The organism is Bradyrhizobium betae, assembly GCF_008932115.1.
Classification (GTDB): Bacteria; Pseudomonadota; Alphaproteobacteria; order Rhizobiales; family Xanthobacteraceae; genus Bradyrhizobium; species Bradyrhizobium betae.
This window is the reverse complement of the sequence record NZ_CP044543.1, coordinates 6,439,813-6,455,526: the sequence shown is the minus strand read 5'-3', so window position 1 is coordinate 6,455,526 and position 15,714 is coordinate 6,439,813. Positions and strand designations below refer to the sequence as shown.

General features: G+C 65.7%; 12 protein-coding genes and 1 tRNA gene. 11 read left to right on the top strand and 2 right to left on the bottom strand.

The features are described 5' to 3' along the window. Positions 1–259: 259 nt before the first annotated feature. Both F8237_RS31135 and F8237_RS31130 read right to left on the bottom strand, forming a co-directional pair. Positions 260–2,524 (bottom strand): TonB-dependent siderophore receptor, encoded by a 2,265-nt coding sequence (locus F8237_RS31135; RefSeq protein ID WP_162006428.1) that lies wholly within the window; start codon positions 2,522–2,524, stop codon positions 260–262. A gap of 184 nt (positions 2,525–2,708) precedes the next feature. Further along, complete coding sequence (locus tag F8237_RS31130; protein WP_151649919.1) at positions 2,709–3,224, bottom strand: MarR family winged helix-turn-helix transcriptional regulator; 516 nt, start codon at positions 3,222–3,224, stop codon at positions 2,709–2,711. A 181-nt stretch (positions 3,225–3,405) separates the two neighbouring features. Between F8237_RS31130 and F8237_RS31125 the strand changes: the two genes are divergently transcribed. From F8237_RS31125 to F8237_RS31070, 11 genes are all read left to right on the top strand, one after another. Next, on the top strand, positions 3,406–4,596 hold the full coding sequence (locus F8237_RS31125) for an aromatic ring-hydroxylating dioxygenase subunit alpha (RefSeq protein ID WP_151649918.1): 1,191 nt from the start codon (positions 3,406–3,408) through the stop codon (positions 4,594–4,596). A gap of 61 nt (positions 4,597–4,657) precedes the next feature. Further along, complete coding sequence (locus tag F8237_RS31120) at positions 4,658–5,953, top strand: spinster family MFS transporter (RefSeq protein ID WP_151649917.1); 1,296 nt, start codon at positions 4,658–4,660, stop codon at positions 5,951–5,953. 142 nt (positions 5,954–6,095) lie between these two features. After that, entirely contained in the window at positions 6,096–6,299 is a 204-nt protein-coding gene (locus F8237_RS31115; protein WP_151649916.1) for a hypothetical protein, read from the top strand. Between the two features lie 159 nt (positions 6,300–6,458). Further along, positions 6,459–6,535: transfer RNA gene (locus F8237_RS31110), tRNA-Asp, on the top strand. A 193-nt stretch (positions 6,536–6,728) separates the two neighbouring features. Further along, positions 6,729–7,073, top strand: a complete 345-nt coding sequence (locus F8237_RS31105) for an HU family DNA-binding protein (RefSeq protein ID WP_151649915.1) — start codon at positions 6,729–6,731, stop codon at positions 7,071–7,073. Positions 7,074–7,191: 118 nt separating this feature from the next. Continuing rightward, positions 7,192–8,442 carry a peptidase T gene (pepT, locus tag F8237_RS31100; protein WP_151649914.1) on the top strand — a complete coding sequence of 417 codons (1,251 nt, stop codon included), beginning with the start codon at positions 7,192–7,194 and terminating at the stop codon, positions 8,440–8,442. 416 nt (positions 8,443–8,858) lie between these two features. Then, positions 8,859–9,167, top strand: coding sequence for a hypothetical protein (locus F8237_RS31090; RefSeq protein ID WP_374761616.1), 309 nt, complete (start codon positions 8,859–8,861; stop codon positions 9,165–9,167). 56 nt (positions 9,168–9,223) lie between these two features. Beyond that, complete coding sequence (ihpA, locus tag F8237_RS31085) at positions 9,224–10,498, top strand: divalent metal ion exporter subunit IhpA (RefSeq protein WP_151649911.1); 1,275 nt, start codon at positions 9,224–9,226, stop codon at positions 10,496–10,498. After that, a complete protein-coding gene (gene ihpB / locus F8237_RS31080; protein WP_151649910.1) occupies positions 10,495–11,472 on the top strand; it encodes a divalent metal ion exporter adaptor subunit IhpB in 978 nt (325 codons plus the stop codon). The genes ihpA and ihpB overlap by 4 nt, the downstream gene beginning before the upstream one ends. Next, positions 11,465–14,674, top strand: coding sequence for an efflux RND transporter permease subunit (locus tag F8237_RS31075; protein ID WP_151649909.1), 3,210 nt, complete (start codon positions 11,465–11,467; stop codon positions 14,672–14,674). Before ihpB ends, F8237_RS31075 begins: the two co-directional genes overlap by 8 nt. A 2-nt stretch (positions 14,675–14,676) precedes the next feature. Next, on the top strand, positions 14,677–15,633 hold the full coding sequence (locus tag F8237_RS31070) for a cation diffusion facilitator family transporter (protein ID WP_162006289.1): 957 nt from the start codon (positions 14,677–14,679) through the stop codon (positions 15,631–15,633). Positions 15,634–15,714 lie beyond the last annotated feature (81 nt).

The following is a 15,714-nucleotide window of genomic DNA, read 5'->3' as shown; positions in this document are numbered from 1 at the left end:
GCCATGCATCACGATGGGGCCGGGGCTCACCCGGCGAATGCGTCGGTGCGGCCGGCACGATCCCGTCCTCGTCCCTGTCCCGGCAGAAATGTCTCAGCCCCCCCCCGGCCGATCGACCGCGAGCGCGGCGGCCGCGCCTTCGCTTTGGCGTCGTGCGCGCCGCGCTCGCATGAGCCTCGGGCCGGGGGGCATGGCCCGGGAGCTCATCGATCCCGTGGTGGAAGACGACCGGTGGCCGGTCAGCTCACGATGGCCTCGCCTACCATTTGTAGGAGACGCTGGCGGTGACGCGCCGGCGGTCGCCGTAGAAGCAGGAGGATTCCGAGGCGCAGCTCGCGACATAGATCTTGTCGGTGAGATTGATCACGTTGATGGCCGTGCGCCAGTTCTGCCATTCGTAGTGGACCGCGAGATCACCGAGCACCACCGCGGGAACCTCGAGAGTGTTGGCTGCGTCGGCCCAAGACGAACCGACATAGCGGACGCCGCCGCCGAAGCCGAAGCCCGCGAGCGGGCCGTCCTTGAAGGTGTAGTCGGCCCAGCCCGAGACCAGGAGCTCGGGCGTGTTCGTCGGTGCCTTGCCGATCACCGACGGATCGATGTCCTTGCTGTTGAAGAGATGGTAAGCCGTGAACGCACCGATCAGCTTCAGCTCCTTCGTGGCATTGGCCACCGCTTCGAGCTCGATGCCGCGCGAGGTGACCTCCCCGGTCTGGTTCTGCAACGTGACGATGGCGCCCGGCGCGGCGGACGGCACGTTCTGGCGTTTCAGATCGAACAGCGAGGCGGTGAAGTAGCCGTCAAATCCCTTGGGCGCGACCTTTACGCCGATTTCGGCCTGCTGGCCGGTCTCCGGCAGGAGCAGCTGGTTCGCGGCATTGAGGCCGATGATCGGATTGTAGCTCGTCGCATAGGAAATGTAGGGCGCAATGCCGTTGTCGAAATTGTAGATCAGCCCTGCCCGTCCGCTGAACTTGCTGTCGTCGCGCTGGCCGACGGTGGCGCCGGTGTCACGGGCAGCCTGCGTGGTCTCGACCCAGTCGTTGCGGCCGCTCAGCACCAGCGTGAAGTTGCCGAGCTTCATCTGGTCCTGGAGATAGGTGCCGGCCTGCTTCTGCGTGATCTGGAAGTTGCGGAACGGAGCGGTCGGCAACGGAGGCTCGGCAGCACCGTAAGCGGGATTGAGGACATTGATCGAAGGCACACCGAACCCGAAGGCCTGATAGTCGTCGATCTGGTAGCCTTTCAGGTCGACGCCGAACAGCATGGTGTGCTGCACCGGACCGGTGTTGAAGCGATACTCCAGCTGATTGTCGAGATCGGCCTGGTTGGCGGTGTCCTTCGCATACCAATTGTAGCGAGCAAGCGTGGCCGTATTGGCGTTGTCCCAACCGCTGCCGACGTAACCGCGATAGGTCAGGTCGACATGCGCGAAGCGCGCATTCTGCCGGAACGTCACATCGTCGGAGAGATTGCGCTCGAACTGGTAGCCCAGCATCTCCTGCTCGCGCGTGAACTTGTCGACGCTGGGATCGCCGGCGAAGAAGCTGGTCGGGATCTTGCCGAACGGCGCGTTGGTCACCGTGCCCTTGTAAGGCAGGAAGTTGATGCCGCGGGTGTCGGTCTTCGACGCCGAGGCAAGGACCGCGAAGGTCGTATCGGCGTCCGGCTTCCAGGTGAACGACGGCGCGATGAAGTAATTGTTGTCAGGCGTGAAGTTGACCTGGCTGTCACCATTCCTGACCTCGCCGACGACGCGGTAGAACAGCTTGCCGTCCGGTTTGCCATCCTTGGGCTGCGTCGCGACGGGACCACCGACATCGAAGCCGACATAGGCGTTGCCGAAATTGTTGACGCCGGTCTCGATGGTGCGGACCGGTTCGGCCGGAGGCAGCTTGCTGATGACGTTGACGATGCCGCTCGGGCTCGATCCGCCATAGAGCACGGCGGACGGGCCGCGCAGCACTTCGATCCGCTCCATGTTGGACGGCGGAAGCCGCCAGCTCGCATAGGCCGTGTAGAACAGCTGCATGCCGTCGAGGAACAGTCCAATGTCGTCGGATTTGAAGCCGCGGATCAGCCACCAGTCGTTGCGCGTGTCCGCGCCGAAGGTGCCGGCGCGCACGCCGGCGGTGTAGCGCAGGGCCTCGTCCAGCTTGGTCGGCTTCTGGTCGCGGATCTGCTCGGCGCCGATCACCGAGACCGACTGCGGCGTCTGCATGATCGGCGTGTTGGTTTTGGTGCCCGACGAACTACGGTTGGCGACGTAGCCGTGCACCGGACCGCGCGGCGTCTCGACGAAGCCGACATTGCGCTGCGGCTGCGGCTTGCTGCTATTGGCGCTCTGCACCGGGCGTTGCGCACGGCGCGGCGCGGTCGAGGCCGCGCGGCGGCGCGCGTCCGGCGCGGTGACGGTGACCGACGGCAGGTTCTGCGCGCCGCTCTGCGTCGACGATTGGGCCAGCGATGCCTGCGGCACCCATACGAGAGCGGACGCGGTCGCCAATACGGCTGACCGCAGCATAGCAAGACTGTTCAACGCGCACCCCAAGCTGTCTGTTTGCGTGCGCATGCCGTCGTTCCCCCGGCGGCATGCGCTTGCGGCGACGCTTATGGGAGGGCGCGCGGATTCCCTAATTGAAAAGGTCTTAGAAAGAGTCTTGGAAAGACTCTTAGAAAAGACTCCATGTCGGCAAATTGCGAGCAGATCAGCGCGAAAGCTTCTCGGCTTCGAGCAGCTTCTCGGCGGCCGCCGTGAGACGGTCGATCTGCGCCAGCAGCATTTCGAACTCGTGCGCGCTCAACTGCTCCAGCAATTGCCGATTGCGCTCCTGCGCACCTTCGACGATCACGTCATGCGCAGCCAGCCCTGCCGGGGTCAGCGAGACCAGCACCTCGCGGCTGTCCTTCGGGTTTGCCGCTTTCGCGATCAGCTTGCGTGAGACGAGCCCGGCCAGCGCGCGGCTGATCTGTCCCTTGTCCTGGCCGACGGCTTCGGCGAGCCGCGCCACGCTCATCGGCGGCCGCCGGCCCAGCGAGGCGACGAGGCCGAACTCGACCGAGGACAATCCGGCGAGGCGCTTGTAGCGCAGGATCGCGCCGCGCTTGAGCAGATTGGCGAGCACCATCAGCCGTGACGACAGTATCACGGTGATCGGCGCTGGCGAATGGCTTTCGTCCGCGTCGGGCGATGCGCGCCCGTCCCCGCTCGGTGTCTGGCTCATGGTCCACCTCTGCCAAGAAAGCCGGGGCGTGCCAAGCCCGGCTGACCGGCGGAGGTGCGACTATCCAAATACAACTCAGAAGTGTCTTGAATATCGTTGACATTGTCATCGAATTATTTTTCATTGGGTCAACAAACAAGACGACCGGGCCTGCCTCGCGGCCCGCGACGGGAGGAACAGCATGACTATTACCCAGCGGGATCGCGATCTCGGCACGGCCTACGCGATGAAGCCCGCGAACACGCGCACCGAGCTCACGTCGGTCGCGCGCGGCACACCGATGGGCGAGCTGCTACGCCGCTACTGGCATCCGGTCGGACTCGTCAGCGACGCCACCGACACGCCGAAGAAAGTCCGCGCGCTCGGCGAGGATTTGATCCTGTTCCGCGACAAGCATGGCCGGGCCGGCCTGTTGCACGCCCGCTGCTGCCATCGCGGCACCACGCTCTACTACGGCAAGGTCGAGGAGGATGGCATCCGCTGCTGCTATCACGGCTGGAAGTTCGACACCGAGGGCCATTGCCTGGAGCAGCCCTGCGAGCCAGACGGCGGCGCGTTCAAGGACAAGGTGCGCCAGCCCTGGTATCCGATCGAGGAGCGCTACGGGCTGATCTTCGCCTATATGGGCCCGGCCGAGAAACGCCCGGTGCTGCCGCGCTACGAGTGCCTGGAAAACATGGACGACGGCGAGTTCGTCGAGGCCGACGATTCCTCAATCGGCGGCGGCGGCCCTGCGGTCATCCCCTGCAACTGGCTGCAGCACTTCGAGAACGTGGTCGATCCCTATCACGTGCCGGTGTTGCACGGCTCGTTCTCGGGGCCGCAATTCACCAGCATGATGGCGTCGATGCCGGAGGTGACGTTCGACAAGACGCCGCGCGGCATCGCCGTGCGCTCGATCCGCAAGCAGGACGACGGGAAGGTGTTCTACCGCGTCACCGAAGCTGCCCTGCCCACCCTGCGCGTCGTGCCCAATCCGCGCGTGGCGCAATTCGCCCGCGTCGAGTCGATCGGCTGGACGCTGCCGATCGACGACACGTCCTTCCGGATCTATGTCGCCGGCCGCGTCAAGACGTCAGGCGACATCGGCCGGATGCGCTCGAAGTTCAACGGCAAGTTCTGGTGGGACATGACCGAGCAAGAGCACCAGCAATTCCCCGGCGATTACGAGGCCCAGGTCGGCCAGGGCGCAGTGACCGTTCACTCCGAGGAGCATTTCGGCCAAAGCGACCGCGGCATCCTGATGATCCGGCGCATGCTGGCCGAGCAACTGGAAGCGATGGAAGCGGATCGCGACCCGATCGGCGTCTCATTTGACGCAAGTGCGCCGCCGGTCGAATTCGAAGCGGGGAATTACATTCGCGACGCGTAAAAAGACAGCTCCAATGAGGGCTGGACCGACAACGATAACAAAGACAAATTGGGGGGATGCGATGGTCGATGTGACGTCACAAGTGTCGGTACCAACGGCCGCCGCGGCAAAGCCCTCGGCGCGGCGCTATTACGTGCTGGGCCTGCTCACCATCATCTACGCGCTGAACTTCCTCGACCGCACGATTTTCAACGTGCTGATCGAGCCGATCAAGAAGGAGTTTCAGCTCAGCGACACCATGATGGGCCTGCTCGCGGGCTTCGGCTTCGCGCTGTTCTATTCCCTGCTCGGCATCCCCATCGCGCGTGTCGCCGACCGGCTCAACCGGCGCAACATCGTCGCCATGGCGTTTGCGTTCTGGAGCGCGATGACGGCACTGTGCGGCGCCGCCTCGAGCGTGACCTCGCTGGCGCTGGCGCGCATCGGCGTCGGCATCGGCGAATCCGCAGGCTCGCCCGCCTCGCAATCGATCGTGGCCGATCTCTTCACCAAGAACGAGCGCCCGCGCGCACTCGGCATCTACGCCATCGGCACATATCTCGGCATCTTCCTCGGTTATTTCATCGGCGGCTATGTCAACCAGCACTATGGCTGGCGATCGGCGTTCTATGTCGCGGGCCTGCCGGGTATCCTGCTCGCAATTGTCCTGTGGCTGACGATCTCCGAGCCGAAGCGCGGCGCGATGCAGGAGAGCTTCGTGCCCGAGCCGCTCGGGCCGACGCTGCGCTTCCTGGCCTCGCAACGCAGCTTCATCATCGTGCTGATCGGCTTCTGCCTCACCACCTACACCAATTACGCGACCGCGGCCTGGATCCCGCCGTTCCTCGCCCGCGTGCACCACCTGTCGAGCGCCGAGATCGGCACCTATGCCGGCACCTTCAAGGGGCTCGCCGGCATGGCCGGCACCCTGTTCGGCGGCTTCGTGGTGGCGCAAATCAGCCGCCGCGACGACCGCTGGAAGCTGTGGGCGCCCGCGATCACCTCAGGGCTCGCCGGCCCGGTGTTCGCGCTGTGCATGCTGACACAGGATTTCACGATGATGGTCGCCATGCTGGCGCTGACCTCGTTCCTGGTCGGCTTCCATCTCGGCCCGATCTTCGCGATCGCGCAGACCGTGGCCAGGCCGAGCATGCGTGCACTCGCCTCCGCCCTGATCGCGCTCACCGCCACCTGCTTCGGACAGGGCGTCGGCCCGCTCGCCGTCGGCATGGTCAACGACGCCCTGAAGGGCAGTTATGGCGCGGAGGCCGTGCGCTATTCGCTGCTCTCGGCGGCGGTCACGACCGTTCTGGGCGCCCTGCTGTTCGTCTGGGCGGCCCGCACCATCCGGGACGATATCGGCCGGGCCGCCGCCTGAGGCCCATTCCACCCGCAAGCCTGGCGAAACCAACCGGGCGTAGAGATGAAACCATTTTGCGGAACCCGCGAAACCATCCGGAAACAGATGGTCCTTAAGACATGAGCCCATAGACGGCGGCAAAGCCCGTCGGGAGGCTCAGATGAACCACTCCATTCACTCTGCTGATCGTGCGACCCACCTCAAGATCGTGGTGGTAGCGCTGGTTGCCGGCATTGCGGTGGCCGGTTTCGGGATCGCAGCCCGCACCAACGCCGATTACACCCAGACCGCCCAGTCCACCCACGTGATCAAGGCCGGCAAGCCGGTGGTGGTGACGAGCGCGGGAACGTCCCAGATTCGCTGATACGCCCTGTTCCGGGTTGATCGATGGCCGCCTCCGGGCGGCCTTTTCGTTTTCCAAAGCAATACTTAGCCGGGGCGCTCGGCCGAAGCGCAACGTCCTTGACTTCACCAAGCCCCGCCTTTAAGTCCCCCCTCGTTCCGCGCGCTTTGAGCGAACCACGCGGGAGTAGCTCAGTTGGTTAGAGCGCCGGCCTGTCACGCCGGAGGTCGCGGGTTCGAGCCCCGTCTCTCGCGCCATTTTGGCAATCTCGTCAAAGTCTTAGCCCAAACTTCTCGTGACCTTTCACGGCTGCGCTGGCGTTGCCCTCGGCCGTTGGGAGCCGCGGCATAGTCAGCCCGCGTCCGAATCGTCTACGTCTTCATCGACTGAAAGGGATCCCCACGCTTTCCCGGCTTTTCCGGGGCTTCCCCGTCATTGAGGAGGCCAGACATGGCTAAAAAGGATTCGGCTAAAAAGGATTCGGCCAAGAAGGATTCCGCGAAGAAGGCAGCCGCTCCCGCCACCATCACGCTCAAGCACCTCGCCGCTGACATTGCGGACAGCCAGGACCTCTCCAAGAAGCGCGCCGAGGCCGTCCTGACCGATATGGTCGATCTGATCACCAAGCACCTGAAGAAGGGCGACCGGGTCCGGATCGTCGGGCTTGGCATCCTTCAGGTCCGCAAGCGCGCCGCCCGCACCGGCCGCAATCCCGCCACCGGCGAAGCCATCCACATCAAGGCCAGCAAGAAGGTCACCTTCCGCCCGGTCAAGGAACTGAAAGAGGCGATCTGAGCGGCTACGTTTTGTTAAGGCTGATCCGCGCCGTTCCGGCCGCAGCGCGGCCCGCTTTTCTGCTATACCGCCTGCTTCCCCAAGCCCTGCTCCCCAAGACCCGGCGGTTTGACCAGACATGTCCTCCCTCACCTTCACGCATACCGTGACCGAGCGCTTCCTGCGCTACGTCACCATCGACACCCAGTCCGATCCGGAATCCCCTAGCTCGCCCTCCACCGAGAAGCAGAAGGACCTCGGCCGCGTGCTCGTCACCGAGCTGAAGGCCATCGGCATCGCGGACGCCCATCTCGACGATTACGGCTACGTCTATGGAACGATCCCGGCCAACACCGACAAGAAGGTGCCGGTGATCTGCTTCTGCTCGCACATGGACACCTCGCCCGACGTGACCGGCAAGGACGTCAAGCCGCAGATGGTGAAGAACTATCGCGGCGGCGACATCACGCTGCCTGGCGATACCAGCCAGGTGATCCGCTTCGCCGAGCACCCGGCGCTGAAGAACCAGATCGGCAACGACATCATCACCACCGACGGCACCACGCTGCTTGGGGCCGACAACAAGGCCGGCGTCGCCGAGATCATGGATGCCGCACACTTCTTCATCAACAACCCCGATGTGAAGCACGGCACGATCAAGATCCTGTTCACGCCCGACGAGGAGATCGGCCGCGGCGTCGACAATGTCGACATCAAGAAGCTGGGCGCCGATTTCGGCTACACCATGGACGGCGAGAGCGCAGGCTCCGTCGAGGACGAGACGTTCTCGGCCGACGGTGCCACCATCATCATCAACGGCGTCAGCGCCCATCCCGGCTATGCCAAGGGCAAGATGGAGCACGCGATCAAGATCGCGGCGGCCATCGTCGAGCGACTGCCGAAGGAAGGCTGTTCGCCCGAGACGACGTCGGGCAAGCAGGGCTTTCTGCATCCGATCGGCATCGACGGCGCGCTGGAACAGGCAACGCTTTCCTTCATCGTACGCGACTTCACCGAGGAAGGGTTGAAGGAAAAGGAAGTCCTGCTCGAGACCATCGTCAAGGACGTGATGAAGGACTATCCGCGTTCGACCTACAGATTCGAGGTGAAGGAGCAGTACCGCAACATGAAGCAGGTGATCGACCGTCACCCGCACATCCTCGAATACGCCATCGAGGCGATCCGCCGCGCCGGCCTGCGCCCGATGCGCACCGCGATCCGCGGCGGCACCGACGGCTCGCGCCTGTCCTTCATGGGCCTGCCCTGCCCCAACATCTTCGCCGGCGAGCACGCGTTCCACTCGCGTCTGGAATGGGTCAGCCGTCAGGACATGGAGAAGGCGGTGCAGACGATTGTGCACCTTGCGATGATTTGGGAGGAAAAGGCTTAGCGGCTGGCCCTTGGAGTCCGAGCCCGAATACCTCCACAGCGTCATGGCCGGGCTTGTCCCGGCCATCCACGGCCCGCCGCGCGGCACGAAGAACGTGGATGCCCGGGACAAGCCCGGGCATGACGGGCCAGTGCAAATAATCGCAGCGATCTACGGAACGTATCCGGCGCGAGGCGCGTTGCCGCTTCAAGTCCCAAGGATCAAAATAGTGAGCACAAAGGCCTCAGCCGGTCAGCACCGGGCTGGGGCCTTTTCGTGTCTTGCTGTGCGACATCGAGTTCCCCACACGTAACACTATTGCGGGTCGACACTGTTCCGGCGGCCATGCTACCGCAAGCGGATCAGAACCCGAGACCCCAGTGATTTCGATCGGCCGCCCCACCAGCTCTTGGAACCTGCGCAACTGGCGCGGGCTCGTGGCTGTGCTCGTCGCGGTGATGTATCTGCTGTCGGGCGTGCTTCACGGTGCACACGACATCGATGTCACCAGCCCCTCGGGCGGCTCGGAGATCGCCTCGATCCTCGACGATGGTGCCACCGGCCATGACGATCACAAGGCGCCCGGCGGCCACCACTGCCATGGCTGCTTCTCGATTGCTGTCGCACAGCCGCTGCAGTCCGGAGCAGCGGCCGAGATCGTCTCAGCACCGATCGCGCAGCGCGAGCCTGCACTGATCGGCATTGCGCCCGACACCGACTTCCCGCCTCCCAAACATCTGACCTGAACTGATCAGCCGGGCGCCCGCGCGCCCCCGATGCTAATGTTCACAGGTCACCTCTAATGTCTTGCAGACGGACTGCCGCGCGCCTCGCGTGCGCGATGGCGATTCTCGTTGGCCCCTGGCTGACGCAGCACACTCACGCCCAGACGCTGACGATGCGCGCAGCGCTGTCGCGCGCGTTGGCCGCAAGCCCACGCCTGACGGCGGCGGAACGCGATGTCGGCATCGCGACGGGCCAGCGCATCCAGGCGGGCGCGCTCCTCAATCCGGAACTGTCCTATGAACAGGACAACTCCCTCGGCTCGGGCATCTATCGCGGCACCAGATCGGCCGAGACCACACTCCAGATCAGCCAGGCCTTCGAGCTGTTCGGCAAGCGTGACGCGCGGATCGCCGCGGGCGCGGCCGGCATCGAGGTCGCCGCGATCCAGCGCAAGGCCGTCAGGCTGGAGGTGCTGTCGGAGACCGCGATCGCCTTCCTCAGCGTGCTCGGAGCGCAGCGCCGCATCCAGATCCTCGACGAGCAGATCAGCGCAATCGACAAACTGACGCCGCTGTTGCGCCGCCGCGTCGAGGCCGGCGCCTCCTCACCGGCCGAGACCGGCCGTGCCGAGGTCGCTTCCGCCCTGGTGAAGGCCGACCGCGAACGCTTCAAGGCGACGCTCGCGAGCGCGCGGCGAGAACTCGCGGTGCTGATGGGAGACTCCACGGCCAAATTCGGTGAAGTCTCGGGCCGGCTCGACACCATGGGAAAGCCGCCGACGTTCCAGTCGGTCGTCGCCGCCATCGACGCCAATCCGCAGCTCGTGCGCTGGACCGCGGTGTATGCCCAGCGCAATGCCGAGCTGTTGATGGCGCGCTTGCGGCCCTATCCCGACGTCCGCATCGCCGCCGGCTGGCGCCATTTCAACGAGACCAATGACGATGCGGTGCGGCTCTCCGTCTCGGTGCCGATCCCCGTGTTCGACCAGAACCAGGGCAACATCCTCTCTGCGCAGGAAAGTCTCGCCAAGACCAGGGCCGAGCGCGAGGCCAACCGCAACACGCTAATCGTCATCGCCGGCCGTGCCTACGACTCGCTGCAGGGCTCGCTGCGCGAGCTCGCGGTGCTGCGCGAGACCGCAATCCCCAAGGCGAGCGAAGCGGCCGAAGCGATCTCGCAAGGCTACGGCCAGGGCCGCTTCACCCTGCTCGAAGTGCTCGATGCCCAGGCCAGCGTGTCGCAGGCGCGGCTGCGCGAGCAGGAGGCGCTGCAGAACTTCCACGCCGGCGTTGCCACCATCGAAGGCCTCGTCGGCAACCCCTTCGCGCTGGCCCGGGAGGGCGCCCGATGAAAATCTCCTCCACCATCCTCGTCGCCATCCTTGCCGCCGCGATCGGCGCCTACGGCTATGCCCTGCTCGCCCCGGCCAAGGTCGCGCCGACCGAGCATGCCGCGGACAAGAAGCCGGAGAAGCCGAACGACCATGTCGAGCAGGACGAGCACGGCGCCGACCGCATCCGCATCTCCGACGTCAAGCTGGCCGCCGCCGGCGTCACGCTGGCCGAAGCCGCGAGTGCCACGCTGACCGACACGCTCGCCTTCAACGGCATCCTGCGCGCCAATCAGGAAGCGGTCGTTCAGGTCACACCCCGCTTTCCCGGAATTGCAAAGTCGCTTCCGAAGCGCATCGGCGACAGGGTCGGCAAGGATGATCTGCTCGCCACCATCGAGAGCAACCAGAGCCTCACCGTGTACGAGCTGAAGGCGCCGCTGGCGGGCACCGTCATCGAGCGGCAGATCTCGCTCGGCGAATACGCCTCCGAGCAGAAGCCGGCCTTCGTCGTCGCCGACCTCTCCAGCATCTGGGTCGACCTGTCGGTCTACCGGCAGGACCTGCGGCGCGTGCGCCTCAACGACGAGGTGCTGATCAATCCGGACGACGGTCGCGGCGAGATCAAGGGCACGATTTCCTACATGGCGCCGATCGGCTCGAGCGAAACCCAGACCGCGCTGGCCCGCGTGGTGCTGCCAAATCCCGATGGTCGCCTGCGTCCCGGCCTGTTCGTCACGGCGCGGCTGATCCTGGCCGCCCGCAATGTCGCGGTCGCCGTGCGCCGCAGCGCGATCCAGACGCTGGAGAACAGGACCATCGTGTTCGTCCGCGAGGACGGCGACAAGATCGAGGCGCGCCCGGTCGAGCTCGGGGATGCCGATCCCAAATTCGTGGAGATCCGCGCCGGCCTTGCCGCCGGCGAGCGCTATGTCGCCGAGAACAGCTTTGTCGTGAAGGCCGAGATGGGCAAGGGAGACGGCGACCATGATTGACGCCCTCCTCGCCTTCTCGGTCCGCCAGCGCTGGCTGGTGGTGCTGCTCGCGCTCGCGGCCGGCGCCGTCAGTGCCTGGAATTTCACGCGCCTGCCGATCGACGCCGTGCCTGATGTCACCAACGTGCAGGTCCAGATCAACACCCGCGCGCCCGGCCTGTCGCCGCTCGAAGCCGAGCAACGGATCACCTTCCCGATCGAGACCGCGATGGGCGGCCTGCCCAGGCTCGACTACACCCGCTCGATCTCGCGCTATGGGCTCAGCCAGGTCACCGTCGTGTTCCAGGACGGCACCGACATCTACTTCGCGCGTCAGCTCGTCAACGAGCGCATCCAGCAGGCCAAGGATCAGCTTCCTGCAGGCACCGAGGTCGCGATGGGGCCGATCTCGACCGGCCTCGGCGAGATCTACGTCTACTCGGTCGAGGCCAAAGCCGGCGCGAAGTCGCCGACCGGTGCCGAATTCACACCGACGGAGCTGCGCACCATCCAGGACTGGATCATCAAGCCGCAGCTGCGCACCGTTCCCGGCGTGATCGAGGTCAACTCGATCGGCGGCTATGAGCGGCAATTCCACGTGCTGCCGGTCCCCGGCCGGCTGATGGCCTACAAGCTCGGCTTCCGCGACATCATGACGGCGCTCGCCGCCAACAACGCCAATGTCGGCGCCGGCTATATCGAGCGCAACGGCGAGCAATATCTCGTGCGCGCGCCCGGCCAGGTCGCCGACATCGCCGACATCCGCGACATCGTGATCGGCTCGCGCGGCGGCGTACCGGTGCGGATCCGCGACGTCGCCGAGGTCAGCGAGGGACACGACCTGCGCACCGGTGCGGCGACGACAAACGGCAGCGAGACCGTGCTCGGCACCGCCATGCTGCTGATCGGCGAGAACAGCCGCAGCGTGGCCCAGCGCGTGGCGGCACGCCTCAAGGAGATCGCAAAATCGCTGCCCGACGGCGTGATCGCGCGCGCGGTCTACGACCGCACGCATCTGGTGGAAGCGACCATCCAGACCGTCGAGAAGAACCTCGTCGAGGGCGCGGCGCTGGTGATCGCGGTGCTGTTCCTGATCCTCGGCAACATCCGCGCCGCGCTGATCACAGCCTGCGTCATCCCGCTGTCGATGCTGTTCACGATCACGGGCATGGTCGAGGGCAAGGTCAGCGCCAATCTGATGAGTCTGGGCGCAATCGATTTCGGCATCATCGTCGACGGCGCGGTCATCATCGTCGAGAATTGCCTGCGCCTGCTCGCCGTCGAACAGCACCGGCGCGGCCGGCTGCTGTCGCTGGAGGAACGACTTGAAACCATCCGCGCCGGCAGCAGCGAGGTGATCAAGCCGAGCCTGTTCGGCACGCTGATCATCGCCGTCGTCTATCTCCCTGTCCTCACCCTGACGGGGACCGAGGGCAAGATGTTCACGCCGATGGCGCTGACCGTGCTGATGGCGCTCGCGGGCGCGGCGCTGTTGTCGGTGACCTTCGTCCCGGCCGCGGTGGCGATGGTCGTCACCGGCAAGGTCTCCGAGACGGAGAACATCTTCATGCGGGCAGCCAAGCGGATCTATGTGCCGCTGCTCGACCGTGCCATCCGATATCGCCGCAGCGTGGCATTCGCCGCCGTCCTCATCGTTGCCGGCAGCCTGTTTGCCGCGACGCGCATGGGCGGCGAATTCATCCCGAGCCTGGACGAAGGCGACATCACCATCGAGACCATCCGGATTCCCGGCACCAGCCTGACCCAGAGCGTCGACATACAGCTTCGGCTGGAGAAGGCGGTCAGGCAGGTGCCGGAGGTGGCGACCATCTTCTCCAAGATCGGCACCGCCGAGATCGCCAACGATCCGATGCCGCCGAACGTCGCCGACACCTATGTCACGCTGAAGCCGCGCGATGAATGGCCCGATCCCGCCAAGCCGAAGGACGAGGTCGTCGCCGAGCTCGAGCGCGCCGCCAACACCCTGCCCGGCACCGCCTATGGCATGACCCAGCCGATCCAGATGCGCTTCAACGAGCTCATCGCCGGCATCCGCAGCGACGTCGGCGTCAAGATTTTCGGCGACGACCTCGACGTGCTCGCCGGCATTGCCCAGCAGGTCAACGGCGTGGTCCGCGGCATCGAGGGCGCCGCCGACGTCAAGACCGAGCAGATCGCCGGCCTGCCGATCCTCACCGTCAAGCTCGACCGCCCGGCGCTGTCGCGCTACGGGCTCAGCATCGGTGAGGTGCAGAACCTCGTCGAGATCGCGATCGGCGGCAAGCCGGCTGGCAAGCTGTTCGAGGGCGATCGCCGCTTCGACATCGTTGTGCGCCTGCCGGAGAGCCTGCGCGCCGATCCGGACGCGATCAAGTCGCTGCCGATCCCGCTGCCGCCGGGCGAGGATGTGGCGGCCGTCACGAAAACCGCATGGCCGGGCGCAAACGCGCCGTTGCGGTACGTCCCGCTGTCCTCCGTCGCGACGATCGAGGTCGCGCCGGGCCCGAACCAGATCAGCCGCGAGAACGGCAAGCGCCGCATCGTGGTGATGGCCAATGTCAGGGGGCGCGATCTGCGCTCCTTCGTCGCCGAGACGCAAGCCGCCGTCGCGGAGAAGGTCAAGCTGCCGCCGGGTTACTGGATCGGCTGGGGCGGACAGTTCGAGCAACTGGTCTCCGCGACCAAGCGGCTGACAATGGTCGTTCCGGTGGCGCTGCTGCTGGTGTTCCTGCTGTTGTTCACGAGCATGGGATCGGTGGCCGATGCGGCGCTGGTGTTCTCCGGCGTGCCGCTGGCGCTGACCGGCGGCGTCGCGGCGCTGCTGCTGCGCGGCATTCCGTTGTCGATCAGCGCCGGCGTCGGCTTCATCGCGCTGTCGGGCGTTGCCGTGCTCAACGGCCTCGTCATCATCGCCTTCATCGAGCGGCTGCGCAGCGAGGGGCGGCCCGTCGCCGAGGCCGTGCGCGAGGGCGCGCTGACGCGGCTACGCCCGGTGCTGATGACGGCACTGGTGGCGTCCCTCGGCTTCGTGCCGATGGCGCTCGCGACCGGTGCCGGCGCCGAGGTGCAGCGGCCGCTCGCGACCGTGGTGATCGGCGGCATCATCTCTTCGACCGTGCTGACGCTACTGGTGCTGCCGGCGCTCTATTTGCTGTTCCGCCGTGACGTCGCGCGCGAAACGCCTACAATGGCACCTGATTTGGCGGCTTCCGGGGAGCGCTAGCATTGGGCAGCCACGACCACCACGGTCATCACCACCATGACCAGGCCGACCACGCGCATGATCACGGCCACACGCATGTCCATGCGCCCGCCAGTTTCGGCAGAGCGTTTGCGATCGGCATCAGTCTCAACACCGTGCTGGTCGTGGCGGAAGCGGTCTACGGCTATATCGGCAATTCCACCGCCCTGCTCGCGGATGCCGGCCACAATCTGTCCGACGTGCTGGGCCTGGTCGTAGCCTGGGGCGCATCGATCGCGGCGCGGCGCGCGCCGAGCGGCCGCTTCACCTACGGCTTTCGCACTTCCACCATCCTGGCGGCGCTTGCCAACGCCGTGTTCCTGCTGGTCGCCACCGGCGCGATCGGCTGGGAGGCGATTCTGCGCCTGCGCGAGCCGGAGCCGGTCGCGGGCGTCACCGTGATGGTGGTGGCCGGCATCGGCATCCTCATCAACGGCTTCACCGCATTGCTGTTCGCGCGCGGACGCAAGGACGACATCAACATCGAAGGCGCGTACTTGCACATGGCGGCCGACGCCGCGGTCTCGCTCGGCGTGGTGGTCTCGGCGGCGCTGATCATCTGGACCGGCTGGCTCTGGCTCGATCCCGTCACCAGCCTCGTGATCTGCGCCACCATCCTCTGGAGCACCACCAGCCTGCTGCGCGGCTCGATCGACATGTCGATGGCGGCGGCCCCCAGGGGCACCGATCTCACCGCGATCAAGCTGTTCCTGCTGGAACGGCCCGGCGTCTCGGCAATCCACGATCTCCACGTCTGGCCGATCTCGACCACCGAGACGGCGCTGACCTGCCATCTCGTCATGCCCAATGGAGCTGGCGACGCATTCCTGATGGAGACCGCGCAGCAACTGAAGGCGTCGTACCGCATCGGCCACACCACGCTTCAGGTGGAGACGCAGCCGGACAATGGCTGCGCGCTGGCGCCGGATGATGTGGTGTGAGTGGCTGCTGCGGACGTTGTCCCAAGTCCCTCACCGTCACCCTGAGGTGCTCGCCTCTTCGGCGAGCCTCGAAGGGCGACG